Below are 21,481 nucleotides of genomic sequence, written 5' to 3'. Positions count from 1 at the left end.
CGGCGGGAGTCTCGGTCCATGCCAGGCGCGCTCCTCGCCGAGGCGGCGGGCCGTCGCGAGGCCGTCGAGCCGGCGTCGGCGCACTGGCCGGACGCGGCCGTCCTCGACGTCCGGATGCCGGGCACGGGTGTACGCGCGGTCGCGGCGGGCGGTGCCTACCTGTCCCCGCGGATGACCCGGCGGCTGCTGGAGCTGCACCCGCCGCGCCCGCCGTCGTCGGTGCCGCGGCCCGCCGTCGACGCCCTCACCGGGCGCGAGCGGACGGTGCTCGGCCTGCTCGGCCGCGGCCTGTCCAACGCCGAGATCGGCCGGGAGCTGCACCTGGTGGAGGGGACGGTCGAGGCGCACGTCAGCGCGATCCTCGATCGGCTCGGCGTGCGCAACCGGGTGCAGGCCGCGATCGCGGCGCACGAGCACGGCCTGGTCCGCTGACGCAGGACGACGACGGCCGGCGGACCCCGGCGCATCGCGCCACACCGGGGTCCGCCGGCCGATAGTCGCAGGCGGGTGTCCCCGCGCGGCCGGGAGCCGCGCGGGGACGACGACTCAGGGCAGGTCCGGGTTGTCCGGGGTCTCGCTGGAGTCGAGCACGCCGTTGCCGTTGACGTCGTCGGGGTTGTCGGGGGTCTCGCTGGAGTCGAGGACCCCGTTGCCGTTGACGTCGTCGGGGTTGTCGGGGGTCTCGCTGGAGTCGAGGACCCCGTTGCCGTTGACGTCGTCGGGGTTGTCGGGGGTCTCGCTGGAGTCGAGGACCCCGTTGCCGTTGACGTCGTCCGGGTTGTCCGGGCGCTCGCTGGAGTCGAGCAGACCGTTGTTGTTGGTGTCGCCGGGGCTGCCGACCGGGACCGGGCTGCCGAGCCGGATCGGGGCGTCGGGGTTGTCCGGGGTCTCGCTGGAGTCGAGGATCCCGTTGCCGTTCACGTCGCCGGCGCTCCCGGGCGGCACCGGGGTGTCGGCGAAGGCGGCGGTGGCGGGACCGGCGGCCAGGGCTCCGGCCATCGCGACGGCGGTGACCGCGGGAACGAGGGCTCGGGTCAGGGACCGGGACTTCGACATGGGATTCCTTTCTCCGTGCTGGGTGCCGTACGCCGATCCCGCCCGGTTGCGGGGGGACCGCGTCGACTCGGCCGAGCGACCGCACCCGGCAGGCGGGTTCCCCGGGGTGTCCGGGCGGCCCGCCGGCCGGTGCTTCGCATCGCTCATGACACCTACCGTGCCGCAGGAACCGTTGCGCCGCATCAGTAGAAGGGACGAGATCGGTACCGCGGGGCCTCAGACCGTGGGGGGATCGCGTAGTCCGACGACGGGTCGTCAGCCCGGTGGCGTGGCGCCGCCGGTCATGGCCCGCGCCGGGTCGGCCAGCACCTCGTCGAGCACCGAGAGGGCGGCGCCGACCAGCGCGGCGTCCGCGGCGAGCCCGGACAGCAGCACGTCGGGGACGGGGCGCCCCAGGCCCGCCAGCTCGCGGCGCAGCCCGGCCGCCACCCGGGTCGCCAGGGGCTCGCCGAGCGCCGCCAGCGGCCCGCCGAGAATCACCGTTCCGGGGTCCACGATCTTCACCACCGCCCCCAGCGCGGTCGCCAGCGCGTCACCGGCCCCGGCCACCGCCGACAGCGCGGCCGGCTCCCGGCGGCGCAGGTCGTCGAGCAGGTCGTCGAACCCGCCGGGGCCGTCGCGCCCGGCCGCGCGCAGCACCGCCTCGCGCCCGGCGACGGTCTCCAGGCAGCCGCGGGCCCCGCAGGCGCACCGGCGGCCGTCGCCGCGCACGGGCAGGTGCCCGATCTCCCCGGCGAACCCGGCGGCCCCGGGGTGCAGCGCCGAGTCCAGTACCAGTCCCGCCCCGATCCCGACCTCCCCGGTGACCAGCACGAACGACGACCGGTCCCGTCCCGATCCGGTGCGCAGCTCGCCGAGCGCGGCGACGTTGGCCTCGTTGTCCACCCGGATCGCGAACGGCGCACCGGGCAGCAGCTCGGCGAGCAGCGGGTCCAGATCGACGTCGCGCCAGCCGAGGTTGGGGGCGAACAGCACCCGGCGCGCGTCGCGGTCGAGCAGCGCGGGCAGCCCGAGTGCGGCCCCGACGACGGTCAGTCCCTGCCCGGCCGCCAGCGTCACCGCCTCCGCGGCGAGCGTGCCGACGTCGTGCAGGACCTCCGCGGCCGGGCGCCGGTTGCCGACCAGCCGGCCGAGCCGGACCCGGACCCGGCGCCGCAGGTCGAGCACGACGGCGTCGGTGCGCCCGACCGCCACCTCGATCCCCAGCGCCGCGACGTGGTCGCCGTGCAGGCCGATCCCGGACCCGGGGCGCCCGCGCTCCCCGTCCGGTGCCGCCGGGGCCTGGACCAGCAACCGGTGCTCGACCAGCCCGGCGACCAGCGAGGACACCGTGGACTTCGTGAGCCCGGTCGTCTCGGCGAGCCGGGCGCGGGTCGTCGGTCCGCCCGCCGCGACCGTGGCCAGCACCAGCGCGAGGTTGTGCTCGCGCATCCCGCGGTGGCGCATCGGTGCCGATCCGGGAGACGGCGGTCCGGCGGACGGCGATCCGGGAGGTGCCGCCGACATGGCCGCGATCCTCCCACCCGCCTCCGGAGGGCACCACGATCATTTCGTCGGGGATCCGAACTAAAGACTGGTGATCACTCGTTCGGGTGGTGCAGGATTCGCACTGTGACCCAAACCACCCATCGGGGACCCGGTCCCGCGCTGCGGATGACCGGGATCGAGAAGTCCTTCCCCGGCGTGCGCGCGCTCGACGGGGTGGACCTCGAGGTCGCCGCGGGTGAGGTGCACTGCCTGCTCGGGCAGAACGGGGCCGGCAAGTCGACGCTGATCAAGGTGCTGGCCGGGGTGCACCGGCCGGACGCCGGGACGGTCACGCTGGCCGGGGAACCTGTCGTCCTCACCGGGCCGGCGGCCGCGCTACGGGCCGGGATCGCCACGATGTACCAGGAACTCGATCTCGCGCCGTGGCTCTCGGTCGCGGAGAACGTGTTCCTGGGCTCCGAGCCGTCCCGCGGGGGGTTCGTCCGGTACCGGCACGCGCACCGGCGGGCCGCGGAGATCCTCGCCGGGCTCGGTCACCCGGAGCTGGACCCGCACGCACCCGTCGCGGTGCTCCCGCCGGCCGCGCGCCAGCTGGTGTCCATGGCCAGGGCGCTCGCGCACGACGCGTCGATCATCGTGATGGACGAGCCGAGTGCCGCCCTGGCCGACGACGAGGTCGACAACCTGTTCCGGGTGATCGGCGAGCTGACCGCGGCCGGGGTCGCCGTCGTCTACATCTCGCACCGGATGGCCGAGATCCGGCGGATCGGGCACCGGGTCACCGTCCTGAAGGACGGGCGGACCGTCGCCGCCGGGCTGCCCGCGGCCACCCCGGCACCGGAGCTGGTCGGGCTGATGACCGGCCGCCGCTGGGAGAGCGCGTTCCCCGACCGTGCCCCGGTCGCCGTCGGCCCGGACCCGGTGCTGGAGGTCGCCGGGCTGAGCCGGCACGGTGAGTTCGCCGACGTGTCGCTGAGCGTCCGGCCGGGCGAGGTCGTCGGCCTGACCGGGCTGGTCGGCGCCGGCCGGACCGAGGTGCTGGAGACGATCGCCGGTGCCCGCCGCCCGGACGCCGGGCGGATCCTCGTCGACGGGCGGGAGCCGCGCCCCGGCTCGGTGCGGGCGGCGGTCCGGGCCGGGATCGGGCTGGTCCCCGAGGAGCGCAAGAGCCAGGGACTGGTCCCGGGGATGTCGGTCGCGCGGAACCTGACCCTGGCCTCGCTCGGCGGGTTCTCCACCGCCGGGTTCCTGCGCCGTGGCGCCGAGACCGGGACCGCGGCCGGGCTGGCCGAGCGGCTCGGGCTGCGCCCCGCCGACCCGCACCGGACGGTCGGGACGCTGTCCGGCGGGAACCAGCAGAAGGTCGTCGTCGGGCGGTGGCTGGTCCGCGACACCCGGGTGCTGCTGCTCGACGAGCCGACCCGCGGGGTCGACGTCGGCGCCCGGTCCCAGATGTACGAGCTGATCGGCGAGCTGGCGGCGGCCGGGATGGCGGTGCTGCTCGTGTCCAGCGAGGTGCCCGAGGTGCTGGGGCTGGCCGACCGGGTGCTCGTGCTGCGCGAGGGCCGGGTGGTCGCCCGCGCCGCGGCCGGGGAGATCGACGAGTCCGACGTCCTGCGGGCGGCGATGGAGGGGAGCGTGCACGTGACCGAGGAGAACCTGCCGTGAGCGAGGTGGCGAGCGGGCCCCGCCCCGGCACCACCGCGCCGGAGCCGCCGTCCGGGGCGGGCCGGCGCCCGCGGTTCCGCCCGGACACCCGGCTCGTCGTCCTGGTCGGGGTGCTGCTCGTGATCTGCGTCGTCGGGCAGCTGACCCGGCCGGACGCGTTCCTCACCGAGGGCAACGTCTCGACGATGCTGCGCCTGGCGGCGGCGATCGGTGTGGTCAGCGTCGGGATGACGTTCGTGATCATCGGCGGTGGCATCGACCTGTCGGTCGGGTCGATCGTCGCGCTGTCCAGCGTCTGGATGACGACGCTGGCGACCCAGTCCTTCGGGCCCGTCACGATGATGATCTGCGCGCTGCTCGTCGGCGCGGGCTGCGGGCTGGTGAACGGGGTCCTCGTCGCCTACGGCCGGGTCGTGCCGTTCATCGCGACGCTGGCGATGCTCGTGTCGGCCCGCGGGCTGGCCGAGCGGATCAGCGGCGGCCAGACCCAGGTGGTCCGGGAGGACGGGTTCTCCGACGCGCTGCGCGGGGACCTGCTCGGGGTCCCGGTGCTGATCTGGGTCTTCGCCGCGGTGGTGGCGGCCGGCTGGGTCGTGCTGGAGCGCACGACGTTCGGGCGCCGCACCCTGGCCGTGGGCGGTAACCCGGAGGCGGCCCGGCTCGCCGGGATCGACGTCCGGCGGCACACGATGTGGCTCTACGTGCTGCTCGGCGCCTGCTGCGGGATCGCCGCGATGCTGGTGGTGGCCCGCACGACGTCCGGGGCCTCGACCAACGGCCTGCTCTACGAGCTGGACGCGATCGCCGCCGTCGTGATCGGCGGGGCGCTGCTGTCCGGCGGGCGCGGATCCATGATCGGCACCGTCGTCGGCGTCCTGATCTTCACGGTGATCGGCAACGTGTTCACGCTGAACAACCTGCCGACCGACGTCCAGAACATCGCCAAGGGCGGGATCATCGTGCTCGCGGTGCTCTTCCAGTCCCTGAACCTGCGCGGGACGCGCATCCGCCGGGGCCCGCCACCGGCGCCGTCCACAGCGTCGTCCACAGAGTCGTCCCCAGCGCCGTCCCCAGCGCCGTCCCCAGCGCGGTCCACAGCGGAGTCCAGGCCCGACCACTGAACTGAACGGAGCCCGTCATGTCCCTCACCCTCGGCCGCCGGGGCCTGCTGCTCGGCGGCGCGCTGCTCGGCGGGACGGCCCTCGCCGGCTGTACCTCCAACACCCCGGCCGCCGGCCCCGAGTCCGGTGCGAACGTCGGCGCCGGCGGCGACAACGCCGCACCCGGCCGGGAGGTCACCATCGGGTTCAGCGCCCCGGCCGCCGACCACGGCTGGATGGCGGCGATCAGCCGCAACGCCACCGCCCAGGCCGAGCAGTTCCCGGACGTGACCCTGCAGGCCACCGAGGGGACCAACGACGTCAACCAGCAGATCGCCCAGGTCGAGACGCTGATCAACGGCCGGCCGGACGTGCTCGTGGTGCTCCCGTTCGACGGGGCGGCGCTCACCACCGTCGGCCGGGCCGCGATGGACGCCGGCATCCCCGTCGTCAACATCGACCGGGTCTTCGACACCGCGCTCGCCTACCGGACCTGGATCGGCGGCGACAACTACGGCATGGGGGTCAGCGCGGGCACCTGGATCGCCGACCACCTCACCCGCAACCAGGTCACCGACCCGGTGATCGGCGAGATCGCCGGGATCGACTCGCTCCCGCTGACCCGCCAGCGCAGCCAGGGCTTCGCCGACGCGCTCGCCGCCCGCGGGTTCTCGGTCGGCCCGCGGGTCTCGGCCGAGTTCACCGTCGAGTCCGGCGAGCGCCAGACGGCGAACCTGCTGCAGTCCGCGAGCCGGCTCGACGCCGTCTGGAACCACGACGACGACCAGGGTGTCGGGGTGCTCGCCGCGATCGAGGCCGCCGGGCGCAGCGAGTTCGTCCTGGTCGGCGGCGCCGGCTCGACGAACGCGATGGACCGGATCAAGGCCGACGACGGCGTGCTCAAGGCGACCGTCCTCTACAGCCCGACCATGGCGTCCTCGGCGATCGGGCTGGCCCGGCTGATCGGGCAGGGGCGCGGGCTGGGCGATCTCGTCGAGCACGAGGTGCCGACCAGCATCACCGCGCACTCGGCCACCGTGACCCGGGAGAACGTCGACGAGTACCTGCCGGTGGGGTTCGCCTCGTGACGATGCGGATCGGCATCGGGATGGTCGGGCACAGCTTCATGGGCCGTGCGCACTCCCAGGCCTGGCGCGACGTCCACCGGGTCTTCACACCCCCGCTGGTGCCCGACCTGCTCGCGCTCGGCGGGCGCGACCACGACCGGGCCCGGGCCGCGGCGGACCGGCTCGGCTGGGCCGAGGTCGAGACCGACTGGCGGGCGCTGGTCGAGCGTCCGGACGTCGGGCTGGTCGACATATGCACGCCGGGCGACAGCCACCGCGACATCGCGCTCGCCGCGCTGGCTGCCGGCAAGCACGTGCTGTGCGAGAAGCCGCTCGCCAACTCGGTCGCCGAGGCCGAGGAGATGGCGGCGGCCGCCGAGCGGGCCGCGGCCGACGGCGTCGTCGCGACCGTCGGGTTCACCTACCGCCGGGTGCCGGCGATCGGGCTCGCCCGGCGGCTGGTCGCCGAGGGCCGGATCGGCACCGTCCGCCACGTCCGGGCGGCCTACCTGCAGGACTGGATCGTCGACCCGTCGTTCCCGCTGCTCTGGCGGCTGCAGGCCGACCGGGCCGGGTCCGGGGCGCTGGGCGACATCGGCGCGCACATCGTCGACGCGGCGCAGTACGTGACCGGCGAGCTGCTGACGATGGTGTCCGCCCAGACGATCACGTTCGTCCCGCAGCGCCCGCTGCCGGACGACCCGTCGGCGACCGGGGAGGTCACCGTCGACGACGCGGCCGTGTTCACCGCCCGGCTCACCGGCGGCGGGCTCGCCACGTTCGAGGCGACCCGGTTCGCCGCGGGCCGCAAGAACGCCATCCGGCTGGAGATCGAGGGCAGCGCGGGGAGCCTCGCGTTCGACTTCGAGGCGATGAACGAGCTGTGGTTCCACGACCACACCGAGCCCGCGGCGACCGCCGGGTTCCGCCGGATCCTGGTCACCGAGCCCGACCACCCCTATCTGGACGGCTGGTGGCCGCCCGGGCACGGCCTCGGCTACCAGCACGCCTTCACCCACCAGGCGCTCGACCTGCTCACCGGGATCGCCGCCGGGGAACCGGTGCGGCCCACCTTCGCCGACGGCCTGCAGGTCCAGCGCGTGCTCGACGCGGTGGTCCGCAGCGCGGCCGACGAGTCGCGGCTCACCGCCGTCCCCGCTCCCTGATCCCCGACCCCGCACGGAGGACCGATGCCCCGCCCGATCACCCTGTTCACCGGCCAGTGGGCCGACCTGCCGTTCACCGAGGTCTGCGAGCTGGCCGCCGGCTGGGGCTACGACGGACTGGAGATCGCCTGCTGGGGCGACCACTTCGACGTCCGGGCGGCGGTGTCCGACCCGGACTACGTGCGCGGCCGCCGGGAGATCCTGGACCGGCACGGCCTCGGGGTCTGGGCGATCTCCAACCATCTCGTCGGACAGGCCGTCTGCGACGACCCGATCGACGAGCGGCACCACGACATCCTGCCCGCCCGGATCTGGGGCGACGGCGAGCCGGAGGGCGTCCGCCGCCGGGCGGCGGCCGAGCTGGCCGACACCGCGCGGGCGGCCGCGGCGCTCGGGGTGGACACCGTCGTCGGGTTCACCGGGAGCAGCATCTGGAAGTGCGTGGCGATGTTCCCGCCGACCCCGCAGTCCATGATCGACGCCGGCTACGCCGACTTCGCCGCCCGCTGGCACCCGATCCTCGACGTGTTCGACGAGGTCGGCGTCCGGTTCGCGCACGAGGTCCACCCGTCGGAGATCGCCTACGACTACTGGAGCACGCGGCGGGCGCTGGAGGCGGTCGGTCACCGGCCGGCGTTCGGCCTGAACTGGGACCCGTCGCACTTCGTGTGGCAGGACCTGGACCCGGTCGGGTTCCTGCTCGACTTCGCCGACCGGATCTACCACGTGGACTGCAAGGACGCGAAGCTGCAGACCGGCAACGGCCGCAACGGCCGGCTCGGCAGCCACCTGGCGTGGGCGGACCCGCGGCGCGGCTGGGACTTCGTCTCGACCGGGCGCGGCGACGTGCCGTGGGAGGCGTCGTTCCGCGCGCTCAACGCGATCGGCTACGCCGGGCCGATCTCGGTGGAGTGGGAGGACGCCGGGATGAGCCGGCTGCAGGGTGCGCCCGAGGCCCGGGAGTTCGTCGCCGGGCTCGCCTTCGAACCGCCGGAGGCGGCGTTCGACGCGGCCTTCAGCGCAGCGCAGACGCACGCTCCGCGCTCCGGATCCTGACAGGAGAGCATCGATGCCGACCCCCACAGCCGCCGACCGCTTCTCCTTCGGGCTCTGGACCGTGGGCTGGCGGGCCGCCGACCCGTTCGGCGACGCGACCAGGCCCGCACTCGACGTCGTCGAGGCCGTGCACCGGCTCGCCGAGCTGGGTGCGTGGGGCCTGACCTTCCACGACGACGACCTGTTCGGCTTCGAGCCCGACGCCCGGCACCGGGACCGCCAGATCGCCCGGCTGCGCGAGGCGTGCGCCGCGACCGGGCTGACCGTGCCGATGGTGACGACGAACCTGTTCACCCACCCCGTGTTCAAGGACGGCGGGCTGACCTCCAACGACCGTGCGGTGCGCCGGTTCGCCCTGCGCAAGGTGCTGCGCAACGTCGAGCTGGCCGCCGAGCTGGGTGCCCGCACGTTCGTCCTCTGGGGCGGCCGTGACGGCAGCGAGTACGACTCGGCCAAGGACGTCCGGGCCGCGCTGGACCGCTACCGGGAGGCCGTCGACCTGCTGTGCGGCTTCGTCACCGAGCGCGGCCACGACCTGCGCTTCGCGATCGAGCCGAAGCCGAACGAGCCGCGCGGGGACATCCTGCTGCCGACGGTCGGGCACGCGCTGGCGTTCATCGAGCGCCTGGAGCAACCCGGCCTGGTCGGGGTGAACCCCGAGGTCGGGCACGAGCAGATGGCCGGGTTGAACGCCGCGCACGGTGTCGCGCAGGCGCTGTGGGCCGGGAAGCTGTTCCACATCGACCTGAACGGGCAGCGCGGGATCAAGTACGACCAGGACCTGGTGTTCGGCCACGGTGACCTCCTGAACGCGTTCGCGCTGGTCGACCTGCTGGAGACCGCGGGCTACGACGGGCCCCGGCACTTCGACTACAAGCCGTCCCGCACCGAGGACGGGGTCGGGGTCTGGGCGTCGGCGTCGGCGAACATGCGGACCTACCTGCTACTGCGCGAGCGGGCGGCGGCGTTCCGCGCCGATCCCGAGGTCGCCGAGGCGCTGGCCGTCGCGGGCGTGCACGATCTCGCGACCCCCACCCTCGACCCCGGGGAGACCGCGGCCGCCCTGCTCGACGGCGGTGCGGTCGAGGACCCCGGGGCGCTCGGCGGCCGTGGGTACGGGTTCGTCCGGCTGCACCAGCTGGCCGTCGAGCACCTCATGGGGGCGCGCTGACCCGGGCGGGATCGGAGCTGTAGGCGACCATCCAGGTGGGGTCGATGCGGTACCAGATGCTCTCGTCCCAGAACGGGTCGTCGCCGTGGGCCTCGTAGTGGTCGACGAGGTGGGCGCGGACCGCCGGCCACGCCGGGTCGCTGCCCGCTCCCTCGGGGTTCAGCGCAACGGCGTGCCCGTGGGTGAAGACGCCGAGCTCCTCGCCGCGCAGGAAGGTCGCGCTGATGCCGGGCCGCGCCGCGAGATGCCGGGCCTTGGCGGCCCGGCGGTGGGTGCCGACGATCCACCGGCCGTGCAGGAGGTGCCCGTCGACGCCGCTGATGCGGGGCTCACCGCGCTGCGTCACCGTGGCGACGGCCAGCGTGCACATGCCCCGGCAGACCCGGACGACCTGCTCGGCACCCAGGGTGCTCTCACCCGGCCGGACGATCGACCGGAGATGGCTGCCGGAGCCGGCCAGGGACGTGTCGAGCAGGACCTGGAGGCTGCGCATCTCGTCCGGCGTCTCGAACATGCGCCCAGACAAGCAGCTCCCACCGACAGTCTCGGCCGGCCCGACGTGTGCGGGGTCCGCCGGCCGGTCAGCCCGGCGTGGATCCGCCCGCCCGGGCCGACGTGTCCCCGGCCGGCAGGTAGAACGCGGTGGTGGCCTCGACCGCGGCCGCGACCCGGTCCGGATCGCCGCCGGCGGCCAGGTGGGCCTCGCCCCAGGCGGCGGCACTGCGCCGGGTGAACCCGGGTCCGGCGGGCGAGGACCGGAACGCCTCGTGGTCGAGGACCTCGCCGTCGGCCAGGAACCCGGCGAGGGTGAGGAGGTGCAGGTCCCAGCCGACCCCGCCGGCACCGGGGCCGTAGGTGGGGAACAGGGGCTCGCCGACGGCCGCGGCGTGGACCAGCTCGAACTCCGTGTCCCCGGCCGGGCCGGGGGACAGGCGCACCTCGACCTCGCTGGTGCCCGGCCACTCGTCGGCGCCGGGGCCGAACATCCAGGACACCCGCAGCAGGTGCGGCGGCTCGCAACGGAGGATCTCGCCGTGCTCGCCGCCGTCCAGCTCGAACGTCCCGCCCGGGCGCAGGTCGCCGGTGACCGGCCTCATCCAGCGGCTCAGCCGCTCCGGGCTGGTGATGGCGTCCCACACGTCCTCGGGGTGCGCGTCGTAGCGGCGCCGCAGCTCCATCGTGTAGGCCTCGCCGGCGGACAGGGTCGCGGTGCCCATCCGCCGGCGGGCGGCGGCCAGTTCGTCGAGTACGTCCTTCATGGTCCTGTCCCTCTCGCTGATGAACCGGTCTCGTCCGCGCCGGTGCCGGACCCGGCGGGTGGGGTGTGCCCGCGACCATCGCGGTGTCGAGCGGCGCGCCGTCCCCGGGCCAGCTCGGTCCCCAGGGCGTCGAGGCGCTGGTCCCACAACCGGCGGAACCGGTCGAGCCACGCGTCGACCTCGCTCAGCGGCGCGGGCTCGACGGCGTAGAACCGGCGGGCACCCGCGGCGCGCACCGACGCGAACCCGCTGTCTCGCAGCACGCGCAGGTGCTGCGAGACCGCCGGTTGGGAGAGCCCGAACTCGGCCCGGACGACCTCGGTGATCGCGCCGGAGGTCCGCTCGCCGTCGGCGAGCAGCTCCAGGATGCGCCGGCGCACCGGGTCGCCGAGGACGTCGAAGGCGTGCACGGATCCGATTCTTACCGGCTTTGGCTTATATAAGTCAAGGACGGTATGCGCGGGCCGTCACCGCACCCGCCCGTCGGTCACCGTGGGACCGGACGGCGGAGCCGCACCGCGCCGACCGGAATACGGCACAATCGGGTGAAGAGGACGTTCCGAGCCACGGCGTCCACGGCAGATGTGGAGATGAGATGGCGGGGATCGTCGCGCGAATCCAGTCCTTCCTGAAGAGCCCGCAGGGGCGCAAGTACACCGACCAGGCCAAGCGCATGGCCAGCGACCCGCGCAACCGGGCCAAGGCCCAGCAGATGCTGTCGCGGTTCCGCGGCAAGCGCTGAGCACCTGAGCGGATCGGCGGGCTCCGGTCGACCGGAGCCCGCCGGCCGGTGGGTCACCGGTGCGGCGTCGGCCGGTAGACCAGCTCCACGGTGTGCCCGTCCAGCGTCCGCTGTTCGAGCAGCTCCAGGTCGTAGTCGGCCGCGCCCCCGAGCACCGGATCGGTCCCGGTCCGACCGGTGATCACCGGGAAGACCGTCACCTGGAGCCGGTCGACGAGGCCCGCGGCCATGAGTGCCCGGTTGAGCGTCAGGCTGCCGTGCGAGCGCAGCGGCACCGGGGACTCCTCCTTCAGCCGGGCGACGGCCTCCACGGCGTCCCCGCCGACGACCGTCGCGTCCGGCCGGTCCAGCGGCTCCGTCAGCGTGGACGACACCACCGTGGTCGGCATGTCCAGCATCCGGGTGACCCACGGATCGCGGACCTCGGGCTCCGCATCGGCGTCGGCGAGCATGGCCACGAACTGGCGGAACGTGGTGGCCCCGAGGACCATCCGCTGTTCCGGCCCGAACGAGGCTAGGGCGTGTCTCCCAGATAGGCGGAGCGGGGTGCGCGATGCTTGATCGGTGCCGCGTACCGCTGTCCTGACTGATGCCCAGTGGGCCCGTCTGGCGCCGCTGTTGCCCTCCTCCGAGGGTCGTCGCGGGCGCCCGTTCCGCGATGACCGCCGGGTGATCGAGGGGATCATCTACCGGTATCGGTGCGGGCTTCCCTGGCGCGACGTCCCAGCCGAGTTCGGGCCGTGGCAGACGTTGTGGAAGCGGCACCGCCGCTACAGCGGCGACGGCACCTGGGACCACATCCTGGCTGCTCTTCTGGTCGAGGCCGACGCCGCCGAGGTGCTCGGGTGGGCGGTCAGCGTGGACTCCACGATCATCCGTGCCCACCAGCACGCCGCGACCCTCAAGCGCGACACAGGGGGCCGGATCGAACTACACGAATCTGCTCGCCGAACCAGCAGATCACGCGCTGGGACGGTCCCGCGGAGGGCTGTCGACGAAGATCCACCAGCTCGTTGACGGGCACGGCCGCCCGCTGGTGGTCCTCCTCGGCCCCGGCCAGGGCGGCGACTCGCCAATGTTTCCGCACCTGATGGCGCGCCTGAGCATCGCCCGACCGGGCCCGGGACGACCCCGGACCCGGCCTGAACGCGTGCGCGCGGACAAGGCCTACTCCTCACGCGCGATCCGCCGGCACCTGCGCGAGCGCCGGATCATCGCTGTCATTCCGGAGCCCTCTGACCAGCAGGGACACCGCAAACGACGGGGCTCACGCGGTGGCCGACCGCCCGCATTCGATCCGGTCGACTACCGAAACCGCAACGTCGTCGAGCGCGGGTTCTGCCACGTCAAGCAGTGGCGCGGGCTGGCCACCCGTTACGACAAGCTCGCCCTGACCTTCCGCGGCGGCGCCGTCCTGAAGGCAATCGTCACCTGGCTCCGCGCATTGGGAGACACACCCTAGCCGGTGGCCGAGCAGCTCGGGGCCCTGCTTGCCCCAGTAGCCGCCCCAGTCGCCGGCGCCGTTGTAGGAGCCGTAGCCGTCGAGGCTGGTGAACAGGTCGACGGTGTAGGTGGCGGTCATGGTCGCTCCCGTTCCGGGCCCGGCGGGCGCCGGGCTCCTGGTCATGTCGGGGCAGACCGTGCCGGTGCGGCGGACTCATCGGCCCGGCGCCGTGTTCATCCGGTCGCGAGGGACTCCAGGGCGACCATGGCCTCCGGCGTGAGGATGCGCGCGTTCTCCAGCGCGACGACCACCCAGCGGTCGTCGCGCCGGGCCGTGACGAACAGCTGCATGCAGAACCGGCTCGCGGGGGGCTCCTGCTCGCCCGGCAGGAGGATGCCCATGCGGGCGTGCACCACACCGACGCCGTCGCCCACGGTTCGCGCGTCCAGCACCTCGCCGCGGACCAGCCGGGTCCCCCGCAGGAACGTCGCGAAGGCCTCCCGCTGCGCCGCGACCATCCCGGTGCGGTCCCGGCGGACGGTCCCGTCGAGGTCGACGAACAGTGCGTCGTCGGCGAAGTCGGCGAAGAAGCCGTCGGCGTCCGCGCGGTTCCACGCCTCGTACATGCGGAGCGGGATGGCACCCATCGCCTCGACCGGCCGTTCCATGTGATCACCCTTCCGTGCTGCGTAGGCCCCCATCCTCGGCGGACCGGCCGGAGGGCGCCTTGACGATCCGTGCACGGTTGCGGGCCGTCAGCGCGGCGGCGCTGTAGCCGTAGGTCGCCGAGAACAGCCGGCTGAAGTGCGCCGGGTCGGCGAAACCCCACCGGGCGGCGACGGCCGCGACCGTCCGGTCGCCGCGCGCGAGATCGGCGTGGCAGCGTTCCAGCCGGCGTCGCCGGACCAGCGCCGCGACGGTCAGGGGCTGGTCCTCGAACAGGGAGTGCAGCCGCCGCACGGAGATGTGGTGGGCCGCGGCGATCGTGGCCGGGGTGAGCCTGCGGTCGGCCAGCCGCACCTCGATGTGGCCGACGATCCGGTCGCGCAGGGCGTCGTCGGAGGTGGTGCGCGCGTCGCCCAGCTGCGCCGCGAGCGCCACCGAGACCAGCTCCACGACGGCGGCGCCCGAGCGGTCGGCCCCGGCGGGGTCGAGTCCGGCCAGGGACCGGACGACGTCGCGGGCCAGCGCGGACACCAGTGCCCCCGGCCCGCTGTCGCCGGCGATCCGGACACCGGCGAGGCGGGCGGCGTCGCCGGGGCGCAGCCGCAGCTGGGTGCGCGGCACCAGCATGGTCACGTGGCTCGATGCGGTGCCGGCGTAGCGGACCGGCCGTTCGGGGTCGATGAGGACCAGGTCGGCCGGGCCGAGCTCGGCGACGGCGCCGCCCTGCTCGACCCGTGCCCGTCCCCGTGTCATCAGGTCGATCTGCCACAGCTTCTCGTCCTCGGCGCGCAGGCACCGGGCGTCGCGGAAGCACTCGCCCTCCGGCGTGACGAGCTCGACCAGCCGGAGTGGGCCGAGCTCCAGGGCCGTGACACCGGCCCGGAACGCTCCGCTGTCGTGCCGCCCGCCGATCACCGGCGGGAGCCCGCTGACCGCGAGCTCCTCCTGGAAGGCCCCGATGTCGGTGATCACGCGTTCGACGGTACCGAGCCGGGCCGCTCAGCCCGGGGACGGCGGCGGTGTGACCGCCGCGTACAGCTCCTCGGCGGTCCGGGCGACGAGCTCGGCGAGCGTCGTGCCCGGTTCGCTCACCCAGCGGGACGTGGCACGCCGGGAGACGGCGATCGCCACGTCGACGACGAAGCGTGCCGCGCCGGGCTCGACACCGCGGCGTTCCAGGGCCGGCGCCAGCGCACGGGCGATGTCGGCGAGCTTGATCAGGTCGCGCTCGGCCAGCGCCGGGTTGGCGGCGATCACCGCGGCCCGGCGCAGCAGGAACTCCCGCGACGGCAGGATCTCGTCGGCGCTGCCCAGTGCGGCCAGCACCGCCTCGACCGGGCGCAGGCCCGGACCGGCCGCCTCGGTGCGCGCGACCAGGTGGGTCTCGAGCTCGTTGCCGGCGAACAGGACCTCCCGCTTGTCGGGGAAGTAGCGGTAGAAGGAGCGCTCGGTCAGGCCGGCGGTGCGGGCGATCTGCGCGACCGTGGTGCGCTCGAACCCCTGGTCCTCGAACAGCTCCAGCGCCGCGCGTTCGAGCCTGCCCTGCGCGTCGGACTCCCATCTCGGCATGCCCGCCAGGCTATGACAGCAGGGTCTGTCGTCGCGCTGCTACGTTGGTGACAGCAGATGCTGTCATCACAGGGAGATCGTCATGAAGGCGCTTCAGTTCGACCGGTTCGGTTCCCCGGACGAGATCCGGCAGCGCGAGGTCGCTCCGCCGGAACCGGGGCCGGGCCGGATCCGGGTCGCGGTCCGTGCGTGCGGCCTCAACCCGGCCGACTGGGCGATGGTCGACGGCCTGCTCGCCGACCGGCTGCCCCCGTTGCCGCGCGGCCTCGGGCTCGAGGTGGCGGGCACCGTCGACGCGCTGGGTCCGGGCGTCACCGGCGTCGGGACGGGCGAGCGGGTGTTCGGTCCGGCGGCCGTCGACGGCCCGACGGCGGGTGCCGCCGAGTACGCGGTGCTGACGGGCTGGGCGCGCATCCCGGACAGCATCACCGACGAGCAGGCCGCCGCGCTGCCGATGGCGACCGAGACTGCGTGGCAGGCACTCGATGATCTCGGCGTGCGGCCGGACGAGCTGCTGCTCGTCCACGGCGCCGGCTCCACCGTCGGTGAGGCGGCCGTTCGACTCGCCCGGCACCGCGGTATACGGGTGATCGCGACCGCCGGGCCGGCGCGGGCGGCCGCACTGGAGGGGGTCGGTGCCCGGGTGACCTCCTACGGCGACGGCATGGCCGATCGCGTCGCCGAGCTGGCCGGGGGCCGCGTCGACCGGGCCCTGGACACGGCGCCGACCGGTGGGCGGATCGATCGGCCGGACCAGCCCGGTCCGGCCGGTGGCGCGCTGCCGGCCCTGATCGGGCTGACCGGCGATCCCGACCGCGTCGGCACCGTCTCGGACTTCGCCGCCGCGGCCGAGCTGGGCACCCGGGTCACCCGGATCGAGATGCGCTTCGACCGGCTGGACGAGTTCGCCCGGCTGGCCGGTGCCGGAGTGCTGGCGCTCCCGGTGGCCCGGACCTACCCGCTGGACCGGATCCACGAGGCGGCCGAGCTGAGCCGTTCCCGTCGTCCCGGCGGCAAGCTCGTACTCGTCCCCTGACCGGTCCGTACCGCCGCGGGGCGGAGCCGGCGGCGCCTGCGCGAGATGTCGCACCGGCCGGGCCGGGACCGCGACATCCGGCGGTAGAGCGCCCCGCCACCCCGGCGGGATCCTCGACCCGGATCCCGTCAGTGCCGTCGCGGATCAGTCGAGGAGCCGTCGAGGAGAGCCCGTGACCATCGAGTACCCGCCCACCCGCACCGGTCCGGACGTCGACGAGCTCGCCGGGGTGCGCAGCCCCGACCCGTACCGCTGGCTGGAGGACGGCACCGCCGACGAGGTGCGGCGCTGGCAGCAGGCGCAGGCGGCGCTGGCGTCGGGGACGGTGCGGTCGTGGCCGGGCTTCGACGCCCTGCGCGATCTCGTCGCCGGGCACACGGCGCCGCGTTTCGGGGCGGCGCCGCGGTTCGCGGGTGGCCGGTGGTTCCGTTCGGTGACGGCCGCGGAGGACAGCCAGGCCGGGGTCGTCGTCGCCGACGAGCCCTACGGCGTGGGCGAGACGGTGTACGCCCCAGAACCGGACGGCGACCGGCCGGCGCCGTTCCTGTCCTGGTTCGCGCCGTCGCCCGACGGCCGGATACTCGCGGTGGGACTGTGCGCCGACGGCAGCGAGCAGAACGGGATCGGCCTGCTCGACCTGCGCAACCGGGTCTGGCTCGACGGTGCGCCGGCCCACCGGCTGATGGACGCCTGGAGCGGCGGCGTGCTGTGGCTCCCGGACTCCGGCGGGTTCTTCTTCACCGCGCTGGAGGGCGATCCGGGCGACGTGTCCTACCAGGTCTTCCTGCACCGCCTCGCGGACGCCACGACGACCCGGCAGGAGATCCCGTGGCGCGCCGACGCGAGCGAGTACCGGATGGTCCTGCCCGACCCCTCGGGCACCCGGGCGGTGGCGGTCGAGCGGCTGCTGACCCCGTGCCCGGTCGCGATCGCCGACCTGGACGCCGCCGGGAACGCGACCTGGCGGCCGTTCGTGACCGGAACGGACGCGACGGTCGCCGGGCAGCTCGTCGGCGACCGCTACGTCGCCGTCACCGACGAGGGCGCCGACCGCGGACGGCTCGTGGCGATCGACGTGGACCGGCCGGACCCGGCCGACTGGGTCACCCTGGTCCCGGAGTCCGACGCGGTGCTGCGCACCCTGACCGTGGTGGGCGAGCTGCTCTACGTCTCCCAGCTCGTCGACACCTACGCCAGGGTGCGGGTCGTCGACGGCTCCGGCCGGCACCTCGGCGACGTGCCGCTCCCCGGCCGCGGCGCGATCGGTGAGCACCCGTACCCGTACCCGAACCTGACGCCGCGCGGGCATCCCGACGAGTTCTGGTTCAGCTTCTCCACCCTCGCGTCGTCGTGGGGCACCTACCGGCACCGCCCCGGGGCCACCGAGGTCGAGGAGCTGCTGGCGCCCGCCGTGACCGTGGCCGACGCCGTCGTCGAGGACCACTGGGCGACCAGCCGCGACGGCACACGCGTCCCCTATCACCTGCTCCGGCGCCGTGACACCGATCCGGCGGTGCCTCAGCCGGCGCTGGTCTACGCCTACGGCGGCTTCAACGCACCCTGGGTCCCGCAGTACCCGGGCGGGCAGGCGGCCCTGGTCGCCGCCGGGGGCGTGTTCGTGCACGCCCACCTGCGCGGGGGCTCGGAGTTCGGACGCGCGTGGTGGCTGGGCGGGCGGAAGCAGACCAAGCAGAACTGTTACGACGACCTCTACGCGGTCGCCGAGGACCTCCTCGCCGCGGGCCGCACCACCCGCGGGCAGCTCGGCGTCACCGGCGGCTCCAACGGCGGCCTCATGGCCGGGGTCGCGGTCACCCAGCGCCCCGACCTGTGGGCGGCGGTCGTACCGAGGGCACCCCTGCTCGACGTCGTCGGGGCGTGCCGCGAGCCCTACGGCCGCTACGCCGTGGCGGTCGAGCTGGCCGACGTCGACGATCCCGCCGACGTGCGGCGGATGCTGACCGTCTCGCCCTACCAGCTCGTCGGCGAGCAGAGCTACCCGGCGGTGTTCGTCGACGCCGGCGACACCGATCCGCGCTGCTCGCCGTGGCACGCCCGCAAGTTCGCGGCCGCGCTGCAGGCGGCCCAGCGGGGCGACGCGCCGATCCTGCTGCACGTCTGGGAGAACGTCGGGCACGGCTGGGCCACCGCCGCCGACGTCGCCCTGGAGCAGTCGACCGAGTGGCTGGCCTTCGTGTGTCAGCGGCTCGGGATCGAACCGCGCCCGTCGGACCGGTGACGACCGCCCCTACGGTGAGGAGCCGGGCTCCCTGGTCGTCCGGGCCGTGCCGTGCGGCCCGGCGGGGGCGGCGGCTGAGGAGGCGACGGTGGACGGTCGGCGGCAGGAGATCGTGGACGCGGCCCGGGTGATCCTGGCCGAGGATCCCGACTCGACGTTGGCGGTCCGCACGGTCGCCGCCCGGGTCGGGATCGGCCCGAGCACCCTGCGGCACTACTTCCCGACCCAGCGCGCGCTGCACGAGGCGCTGGTGATCGCCGATCTCGACATCGCACTGTCCGACCTGCGCATCCACGACCGGTCCGTGCCCGCCGAGACCCGGCTGCGCGAGTGCCTCGCCCAGATCCTCCCGCCGCGCCGGCCGCTCGACGAGGTCCGGTCGCAGCGGTGGCTGCAGCGGGTCAACACGGTGTTCGGGCCCGGCGGGTCGGCCGAGGTCCGCCGGGCCTGGACGGCCTTCGACACCACGATCCTCGACGCCGTGGCCGGGTGGCTCGGTGTCCTCGCGGCGGAGGGCGTGGTCCCGCCCGGGAGCGAGCAGCGGGGCGCCCGGTTCCTGAAGACCGTGATCGACGGCCTCGCCGTGGCCCGGATCCTGCCCGTGCCGCAGCCGGACGACGAGATCGAGACGGCCGCCCTCGGCGACGCGCTGGCGACGGTCCTGCGCACCGGTTGACCGGATCGGGTCACCGCGCACCGGTTGCTCCCCGCACGGCGTCTAGTACATTGCGCTAGTACGTTGTGCTAGACGGAGTGAGGGAGACCGGTGCGCTCGCTCCTCCGAACCCCGGACCACCACCCGTGAAGGAAACCCGCATGTCCACGGTGAGCCGCGTCGGCGACACCACGACCGAACGCCCCCGCGGCGGCGGCCGCCCCCTGAAGGTCTGGCAGTTCCTCGTCCTCACCGCGCTCTACCTGGTGATCGTCCAGGGCGCGATCGTGCTGCTGCGCGACGGGACCGTGGACGGCTACGGCGAACCGACCTCGATCGACTACCTGGTCCGGGCGCTGGTGATCCCGACCGGGCTGGTCACCGTGTTCGCCCTCGGCGTCGCCACGTACCTGGGTGCGTGGAGCGAGATGTTCGTGAACCGCCGGCCGCTGCGGCGCTGGGTGATCGCGGTACCGCTCGCGGTGCTCGTGCTGGTCGCGGTGGTGACGAACTACTCCGGCCTGGCCGCGAAGGGCCTCACGTTCGCGCTCCTGCTGCTGGTCGCGACGCTCATGGTCGGGTTCGCCGAGGAGCTGATGTTCCGCGGCGTCGGCGTGGTCGTGTTCCGCAGCAACGGCTACAGCGAGGTCCGGGTCGGACTGTGGACGACGCTCGTCTTCGGCCTGGCCCACGGCACGAACGTCATCACCTCCGGATCGGCCGCGTTCCTGCAGGTCGTGCTGACCAGCGCCACCGGCTTCGTGTTCTACCTGGTCCTGCGCAGCACCGGTGCGCTCGCCGGCGCGATGCTGGCGCACGGGCTGTGGGACTTCGGGGTGCTCAGCACCCAGGTGGACCCGGCCGACCCCTCGCCCATGGCGAACGTCGCCGGGGCCGGGCTGGCGGTGATCCTGCTCGTGGTGCTCGTCCTCGGCCGGCAGCTCCGCGTCCGGCGGACGGAGGCGGAGCGGGCCCCGGGCTGATCCCGGCATCGCCGCTGTCGTGCCGCGCGTCGATGAGTTCCGCGCCCGGACCCGGTCGGTACCGGTATGACCTCGTCCGGCCCCAGCACCACGTGTCACATGTCGGTCTCCCTCGATGGCTTCGTCGCCGGGCCCGGGCAGAGCCGGGAGGACCCGCTCGGGAAGCGCGGCGTCGAGCTGCACGGCTGGCACATCGGGGATCCGCGGGCGACCGGTGCCGACGAGGTCGCGGCCGGGTGGCTCATGCGTCCCCGCGGGGCGTACGTCATGGGCCGCAACATGTTCGGCCCGGTCCGCGGCCGGTGGGACGAGGACTGGCGTGGCTGGTGGGGGCCCGAGCCGCCGTACCACGCGCCGGTGTTCGTGCTCACCCACCACTCCCGCGCACCGATCGAGATGGACGGCGGGACGACCTTCCACTTCGTCACCGGGGGCTTCGACGCCGCCTACGCGCAGGCCGTCGAGGTGGCCGGGGGCGCGGGGGTGGACATCGCCGGGGGTGCCTCCAACGTCCGGCAGGCGTTGCTCGCGGGGGTGATCGACGAGCTGACGCTGGACGTCGCACCCGTCCTGCTCGGCGCCGGCGAGCGGCTGTTCGACGGGGTCGGCTCCTTCGGGTTCGAGCCCGCCGAGGTGCTCCACTCGCCGCTCGCCACGCACATCCGCTACCGCCGGACCGGCGCCGGCTGACCGGTGCCGGGCGCGGCCGGGGTCACCCGCATCGGCCGGGTGACCACCGGCAGCGAGCCCGGCGACCGCGGGAGCGCAGGCGCTCCGCTGTCGGCGAGCCGTCGCTCAGATCGGGAGGATGTCGAGGTCGTTCAGCAGGTCGGCCTGGTTCGTGGTGGTCGGGGCCTCCTGGACGGGGGCGTTCCCGACGAGACCGACACCGGCCGCCGCGGCGACGACGACGATGGCGGCGGCGATGCGCTTCAGGGTCATGTGATGTCCTCCGGTGATCGTGGACCGGCAGGTGTTGCCGGACCCGGCGGGATTGCGTCATGCACACCCGGGGACTGTCCACCGGGCCCACCCGACGGCACGGTTCCCCCACCTGCACGTGGGGGTCGCGAACCGGTCCCACCACGAGCGGTGACCGGGCGCGGCCGGTCAGCG

At 74.4% G+C, this 21,481-nt stretch carries 24 protein-coding genes and 1 pseudogene; 14 read left to right on the top strand and 11 right to left on the bottom strand.

Going from position 1 to position 21,481, the window contains the following annotated elements:
- Positions 1-18 precede the first annotated feature (18 nt).
- Positions 19-432, top strand: a complete 414-nt coding sequence (locus AFB00_RS07500) for a response regulator transcription factor (RefSeq protein ID WP_068796631.1) — start codon at positions 19-21, stop codon at positions 430-432.
- A gap of 114 nt (positions 433-546) precedes the next feature.
- Here AFB00_RS07500 and AFB00_RS07495 read toward each other — a convergent pair whose 3' ends face one another.
- Positions 547-1,056, bottom strand: a complete 510-nt coding sequence (locus AFB00_RS07495) for a hypothetical protein (RefSeq protein ID WP_068796630.1) — start codon at positions 1,054-1,056, stop codon at positions 547-549.
- A 255-nt stretch (positions 1,057-1,311) separates the two neighbouring features.
- Positions 1,312-2,502 (bottom strand): ROK family transcriptional regulator, encoded by a 1,191-nt coding sequence (locus AFB00_RS07490; protein ID WP_068796629.1) that lies wholly within the window; start codon positions 2,500-2,502, stop codon positions 1,312-1,314.
- A gap of 207 nt (positions 2,503-2,709) precedes the next feature.
- On the opposite strand from AFB00_RS07490, the gene AFB00_RS07485 reads away from it, so the two are divergent.
- From AFB00_RS07485 to xylA, 6 genes are read left to right on the top strand one after another with little or no spacing between them, the layout of a single operon-like run.
- The gene (locus tag AFB00_RS07485; RefSeq protein WP_068796628.1) at positions 2,710-4,212 is read left to right on the top strand and encodes a sugar ABC transporter ATP-binding protein; all 1,503 of its coding nucleotides are present in this window, start codon (positions 2,710-2,712) and stop codon (positions 4,210-4,212) included.
- A gap of 5 nt (positions 4,213-4,217) precedes the next feature.
- Positions 4,218-5,333: an ABC transporter permease gene (locus tag AFB00_RS07480; RefSeq protein ID WP_068800091.1), complete on the top strand. Its 1,116-nt coding sequence runs from the start codon at positions 4,218-4,220 to the stop codon at positions 5,331-5,333.
- A gap of 17 nt (positions 5,334-5,350) precedes the next feature.
- Entirely contained in the window at positions 5,351-6,400 is a 1,050-nt protein-coding gene (locus AFB00_RS07475) for a substrate-binding domain-containing protein (protein ID WP_068796627.1), read from the top strand.
- A 2-nt stretch (positions 6,401-6,402) separates the two neighbouring features.
- Positions 6,403-7,545, top strand: a complete 1,143-nt coding sequence (locus AFB00_RS07470; RefSeq protein ID WP_068796626.1) for a Gfo/Idh/MocA family protein — start codon at positions 6,403-6,405, stop codon at positions 7,543-7,545.
- Positions 7,546-7,569: 24 nt separating this feature from the next.
- Entirely contained in the window at positions 7,570-8,601 is a 1,032-nt protein-coding gene (locus AFB00_RS07465) for a sugar phosphate isomerase/epimerase family protein (protein ID WP_068796625.1), read from the top strand.
- A 13-nt stretch (positions 8,602-8,614) separates the two neighbouring features.
- Positions 8,615-9,772 (top strand): xylose isomerase, encoded by a 1,158-nt coding sequence (gene xylA / locus AFB00_RS07460; RefSeq protein ID WP_068796624.1) that lies wholly within the window; start codon positions 8,615-8,617, stop codon positions 9,770-9,772.
- Here xylA and AFB00_RS07455 read toward each other — a convergent pair.
- The 3 genes from AFB00_RS07455 to AFB00_RS07445 all read right to left on the bottom strand — a co-directional run bounded on the left by AFB00_RS07455 (position 9,756) and on the right by AFB00_RS07445 (position 11,441).
- Entirely contained in the window at positions 9,756-10,286 is a 531-nt protein-coding gene (locus AFB00_RS07455; protein WP_068796623.1) for a pyridoxamine 5'-phosphate oxidase family protein, read from the bottom strand. The two genes, xylA and AFB00_RS07455, sit on opposite strands and share 17 nt — an antisense overlap.
- Positions 10,287-10,353: 67 nt before the next feature.
- Positions 10,354-11,031 (bottom strand): SRPBCC family protein, encoded by a 678-nt coding sequence (locus AFB00_RS07450; protein WP_068796622.1) that lies wholly within the window; start codon positions 11,029-11,031, stop codon positions 10,354-10,356.
- Complete coding sequence (locus tag AFB00_RS07445) at positions 11,028-11,441, bottom strand: ArsR/SmtB family transcription factor (protein ID WP_068796621.1); 414 nt, start codon at positions 11,439-11,441, stop codon at positions 11,028-11,030. Before AFB00_RS07445 ends, AFB00_RS07450 begins: the two co-directional genes overlap by 4 nt.
- A gap of 185 nt (positions 11,442-11,626) precedes the next feature.
- Here AFB00_RS07445 and AFB00_RS33890 point away from each other — a divergent pair, with 185 nt between their 5' ends.
- Positions 11,627-11,773 (top strand): hypothetical protein, encoded by a 147-nt coding sequence (locus AFB00_RS33890; protein ID WP_197519786.1) that lies wholly within the window; start codon positions 11,627-11,629, stop codon positions 11,771-11,773.
- A gap of 53 nt (positions 11,774-11,826) precedes the next feature.
- Here AFB00_RS33890 and AFB00_RS07440 read toward each other — a convergent pair whose 3' ends face one another.
- The gene (locus AFB00_RS07440; protein WP_083275340.1) at positions 11,827-12,264 is read right to left on the bottom strand and encodes a dihydrofolate reductase family protein; all 438 of its coding nucleotides are present in this window, start codon (positions 12,262-12,264) and stop codon (positions 11,827-11,829) included.
- A gap of 91 nt (positions 12,265-12,355) precedes the next feature.
- On the opposite strand from AFB00_RS07440, the gene AFB00_RS31530 reads away from it, so the two are divergent.
- Positions 12,356-13,235 (top strand): IS5 family transposase gene (locus AFB00_RS31530; RefSeq protein ID WP_442965865.1). Its coding sequence is split into 2 segments (ribosomal slippage): positions 12,356-12,723 and positions 12,722-13,235, totalling 882 coding nucleotides; the frame shifts between segments, so codons are not numbered across the junction.
- On the opposite strand, the pseudogene AFB00_RS34665 reads toward AFB00_RS31530, so the two are convergent.
- The 4 genes and pseudogenes from AFB00_RS34665 to AFB00_RS07415 all read right to left on the bottom strand — a co-directional run.
- Positions 13,233-13,355: pseudogene (locus AFB00_RS34665) on the bottom strand (dihydrofolate reductase family protein); the annotation flags it as partial. The gene AFB00_RS31530 and the pseudogene AFB00_RS34665 sit on opposite strands and share 3 nt — an antisense overlap.
- A 95-nt stretch (positions 13,356-13,450) precedes the next feature.
- The gene (locus AFB00_RS07425) at positions 13,451-13,885 is read right to left on the bottom strand and encodes an SgcJ/EcaC family oxidoreductase (RefSeq protein ID WP_068796619.1); all 435 of its coding nucleotides are present in this window, start codon (positions 13,883-13,885) and stop codon (positions 13,451-13,453) included.
- A 4-nt stretch (positions 13,886-13,889) separates the two neighbouring features.
- Positions 13,890-14,855, bottom strand: coding sequence for a helix-turn-helix domain-containing protein (locus AFB00_RS07420; protein WP_068796618.1), 966 nt, complete (start codon positions 14,853-14,855; stop codon positions 13,890-13,892).
- 27 nt (positions 14,856-14,882) lie between these two features.
- Positions 14,883-15,452: a TetR/AcrR family transcriptional regulator gene (locus AFB00_RS07415; RefSeq protein WP_068796617.1), complete on the bottom strand. Its 570-nt coding sequence runs from the start codon at positions 15,450-15,452 to the stop codon at positions 14,883-14,885.
- A gap of 82 nt (positions 15,453-15,534) precedes the next feature.
- Between AFB00_RS07415 and AFB00_RS07410 the strand changes: the two genes are divergently transcribed.
- The 5 genes from AFB00_RS07410 (at position 15,535) to AFB00_RS07390 (ending at position 21,055) form a co-directional block, all read left to right on the top strand.
- Entirely contained in the window at positions 15,535-16,488 is a 954-nt protein-coding gene (locus AFB00_RS07410) for an NADP-dependent oxidoreductase (RefSeq protein ID WP_068796616.1), read from the top strand.
- Between the two features lie 172 nt (positions 16,489-16,660).
- Complete coding sequence (locus AFB00_RS07405; protein WP_068796615.1) at positions 16,661-18,727, top strand: prolyl oligopeptidase family serine peptidase; 2,067 nt, start codon at positions 16,661-16,663, stop codon at positions 18,725-18,727.
- A gap of 88 nt (positions 18,728-18,815) precedes the next feature.
- Positions 18,816-19,403 carry a TetR/AcrR family transcriptional regulator gene (locus AFB00_RS07400; protein WP_197519785.1) on the top strand — a complete coding sequence of 196 codons (588 nt, stop codon included), beginning with the start codon at positions 18,816-18,818 and terminating at the stop codon, positions 19,401-19,403.
- Between the two features lie 140 nt (positions 19,404-19,543).
- Complete coding sequence (locus AFB00_RS07395; protein WP_068796613.1) at positions 19,544-20,365, top strand: CPBP family intramembrane glutamic endopeptidase; 822 nt, start codon at positions 19,544-19,546, stop codon at positions 20,363-20,365.
- Between the two features lie 99 nt (positions 20,366-20,464).
- Positions 20,465-21,055: a dihydrofolate reductase family protein gene (locus tag AFB00_RS07390; RefSeq protein WP_197519784.1), complete on the top strand. Its 591-nt coding sequence runs from the start codon at positions 20,465-20,467 to the stop codon at positions 21,053-21,055.
- A 105-nt stretch (positions 21,056-21,160) separates the two neighbouring features.
- Here the strand turns inward: AFB00_RS07390 and AFB00_RS33030 are convergent, their stop codons facing one another.
- The gene (locus AFB00_RS33030; protein ID WP_156819428.1) at positions 21,161-21,307 is read right to left on the bottom strand and encodes a hypothetical protein; all 147 of its coding nucleotides are present in this window, start codon (positions 21,305-21,307) and stop codon (positions 21,161-21,163) included.
- Between the last annotated feature and the right edge of the window lie 174 nt (positions 21,308-21,481).

The organism is Pseudonocardia sp. HH130630-07 (assembly GCF_001698125.1).
Classification (GTDB): Bacteria; Actinomycetota; Actinomycetes; order Mycobacteriales; family Pseudonocardiaceae; genus Pseudonocardia.
The sequence above is the reverse complement of the archived record's forward strand: the minus strand, read 5'-3'. Positions and strand labels throughout refer to the sequence as shown.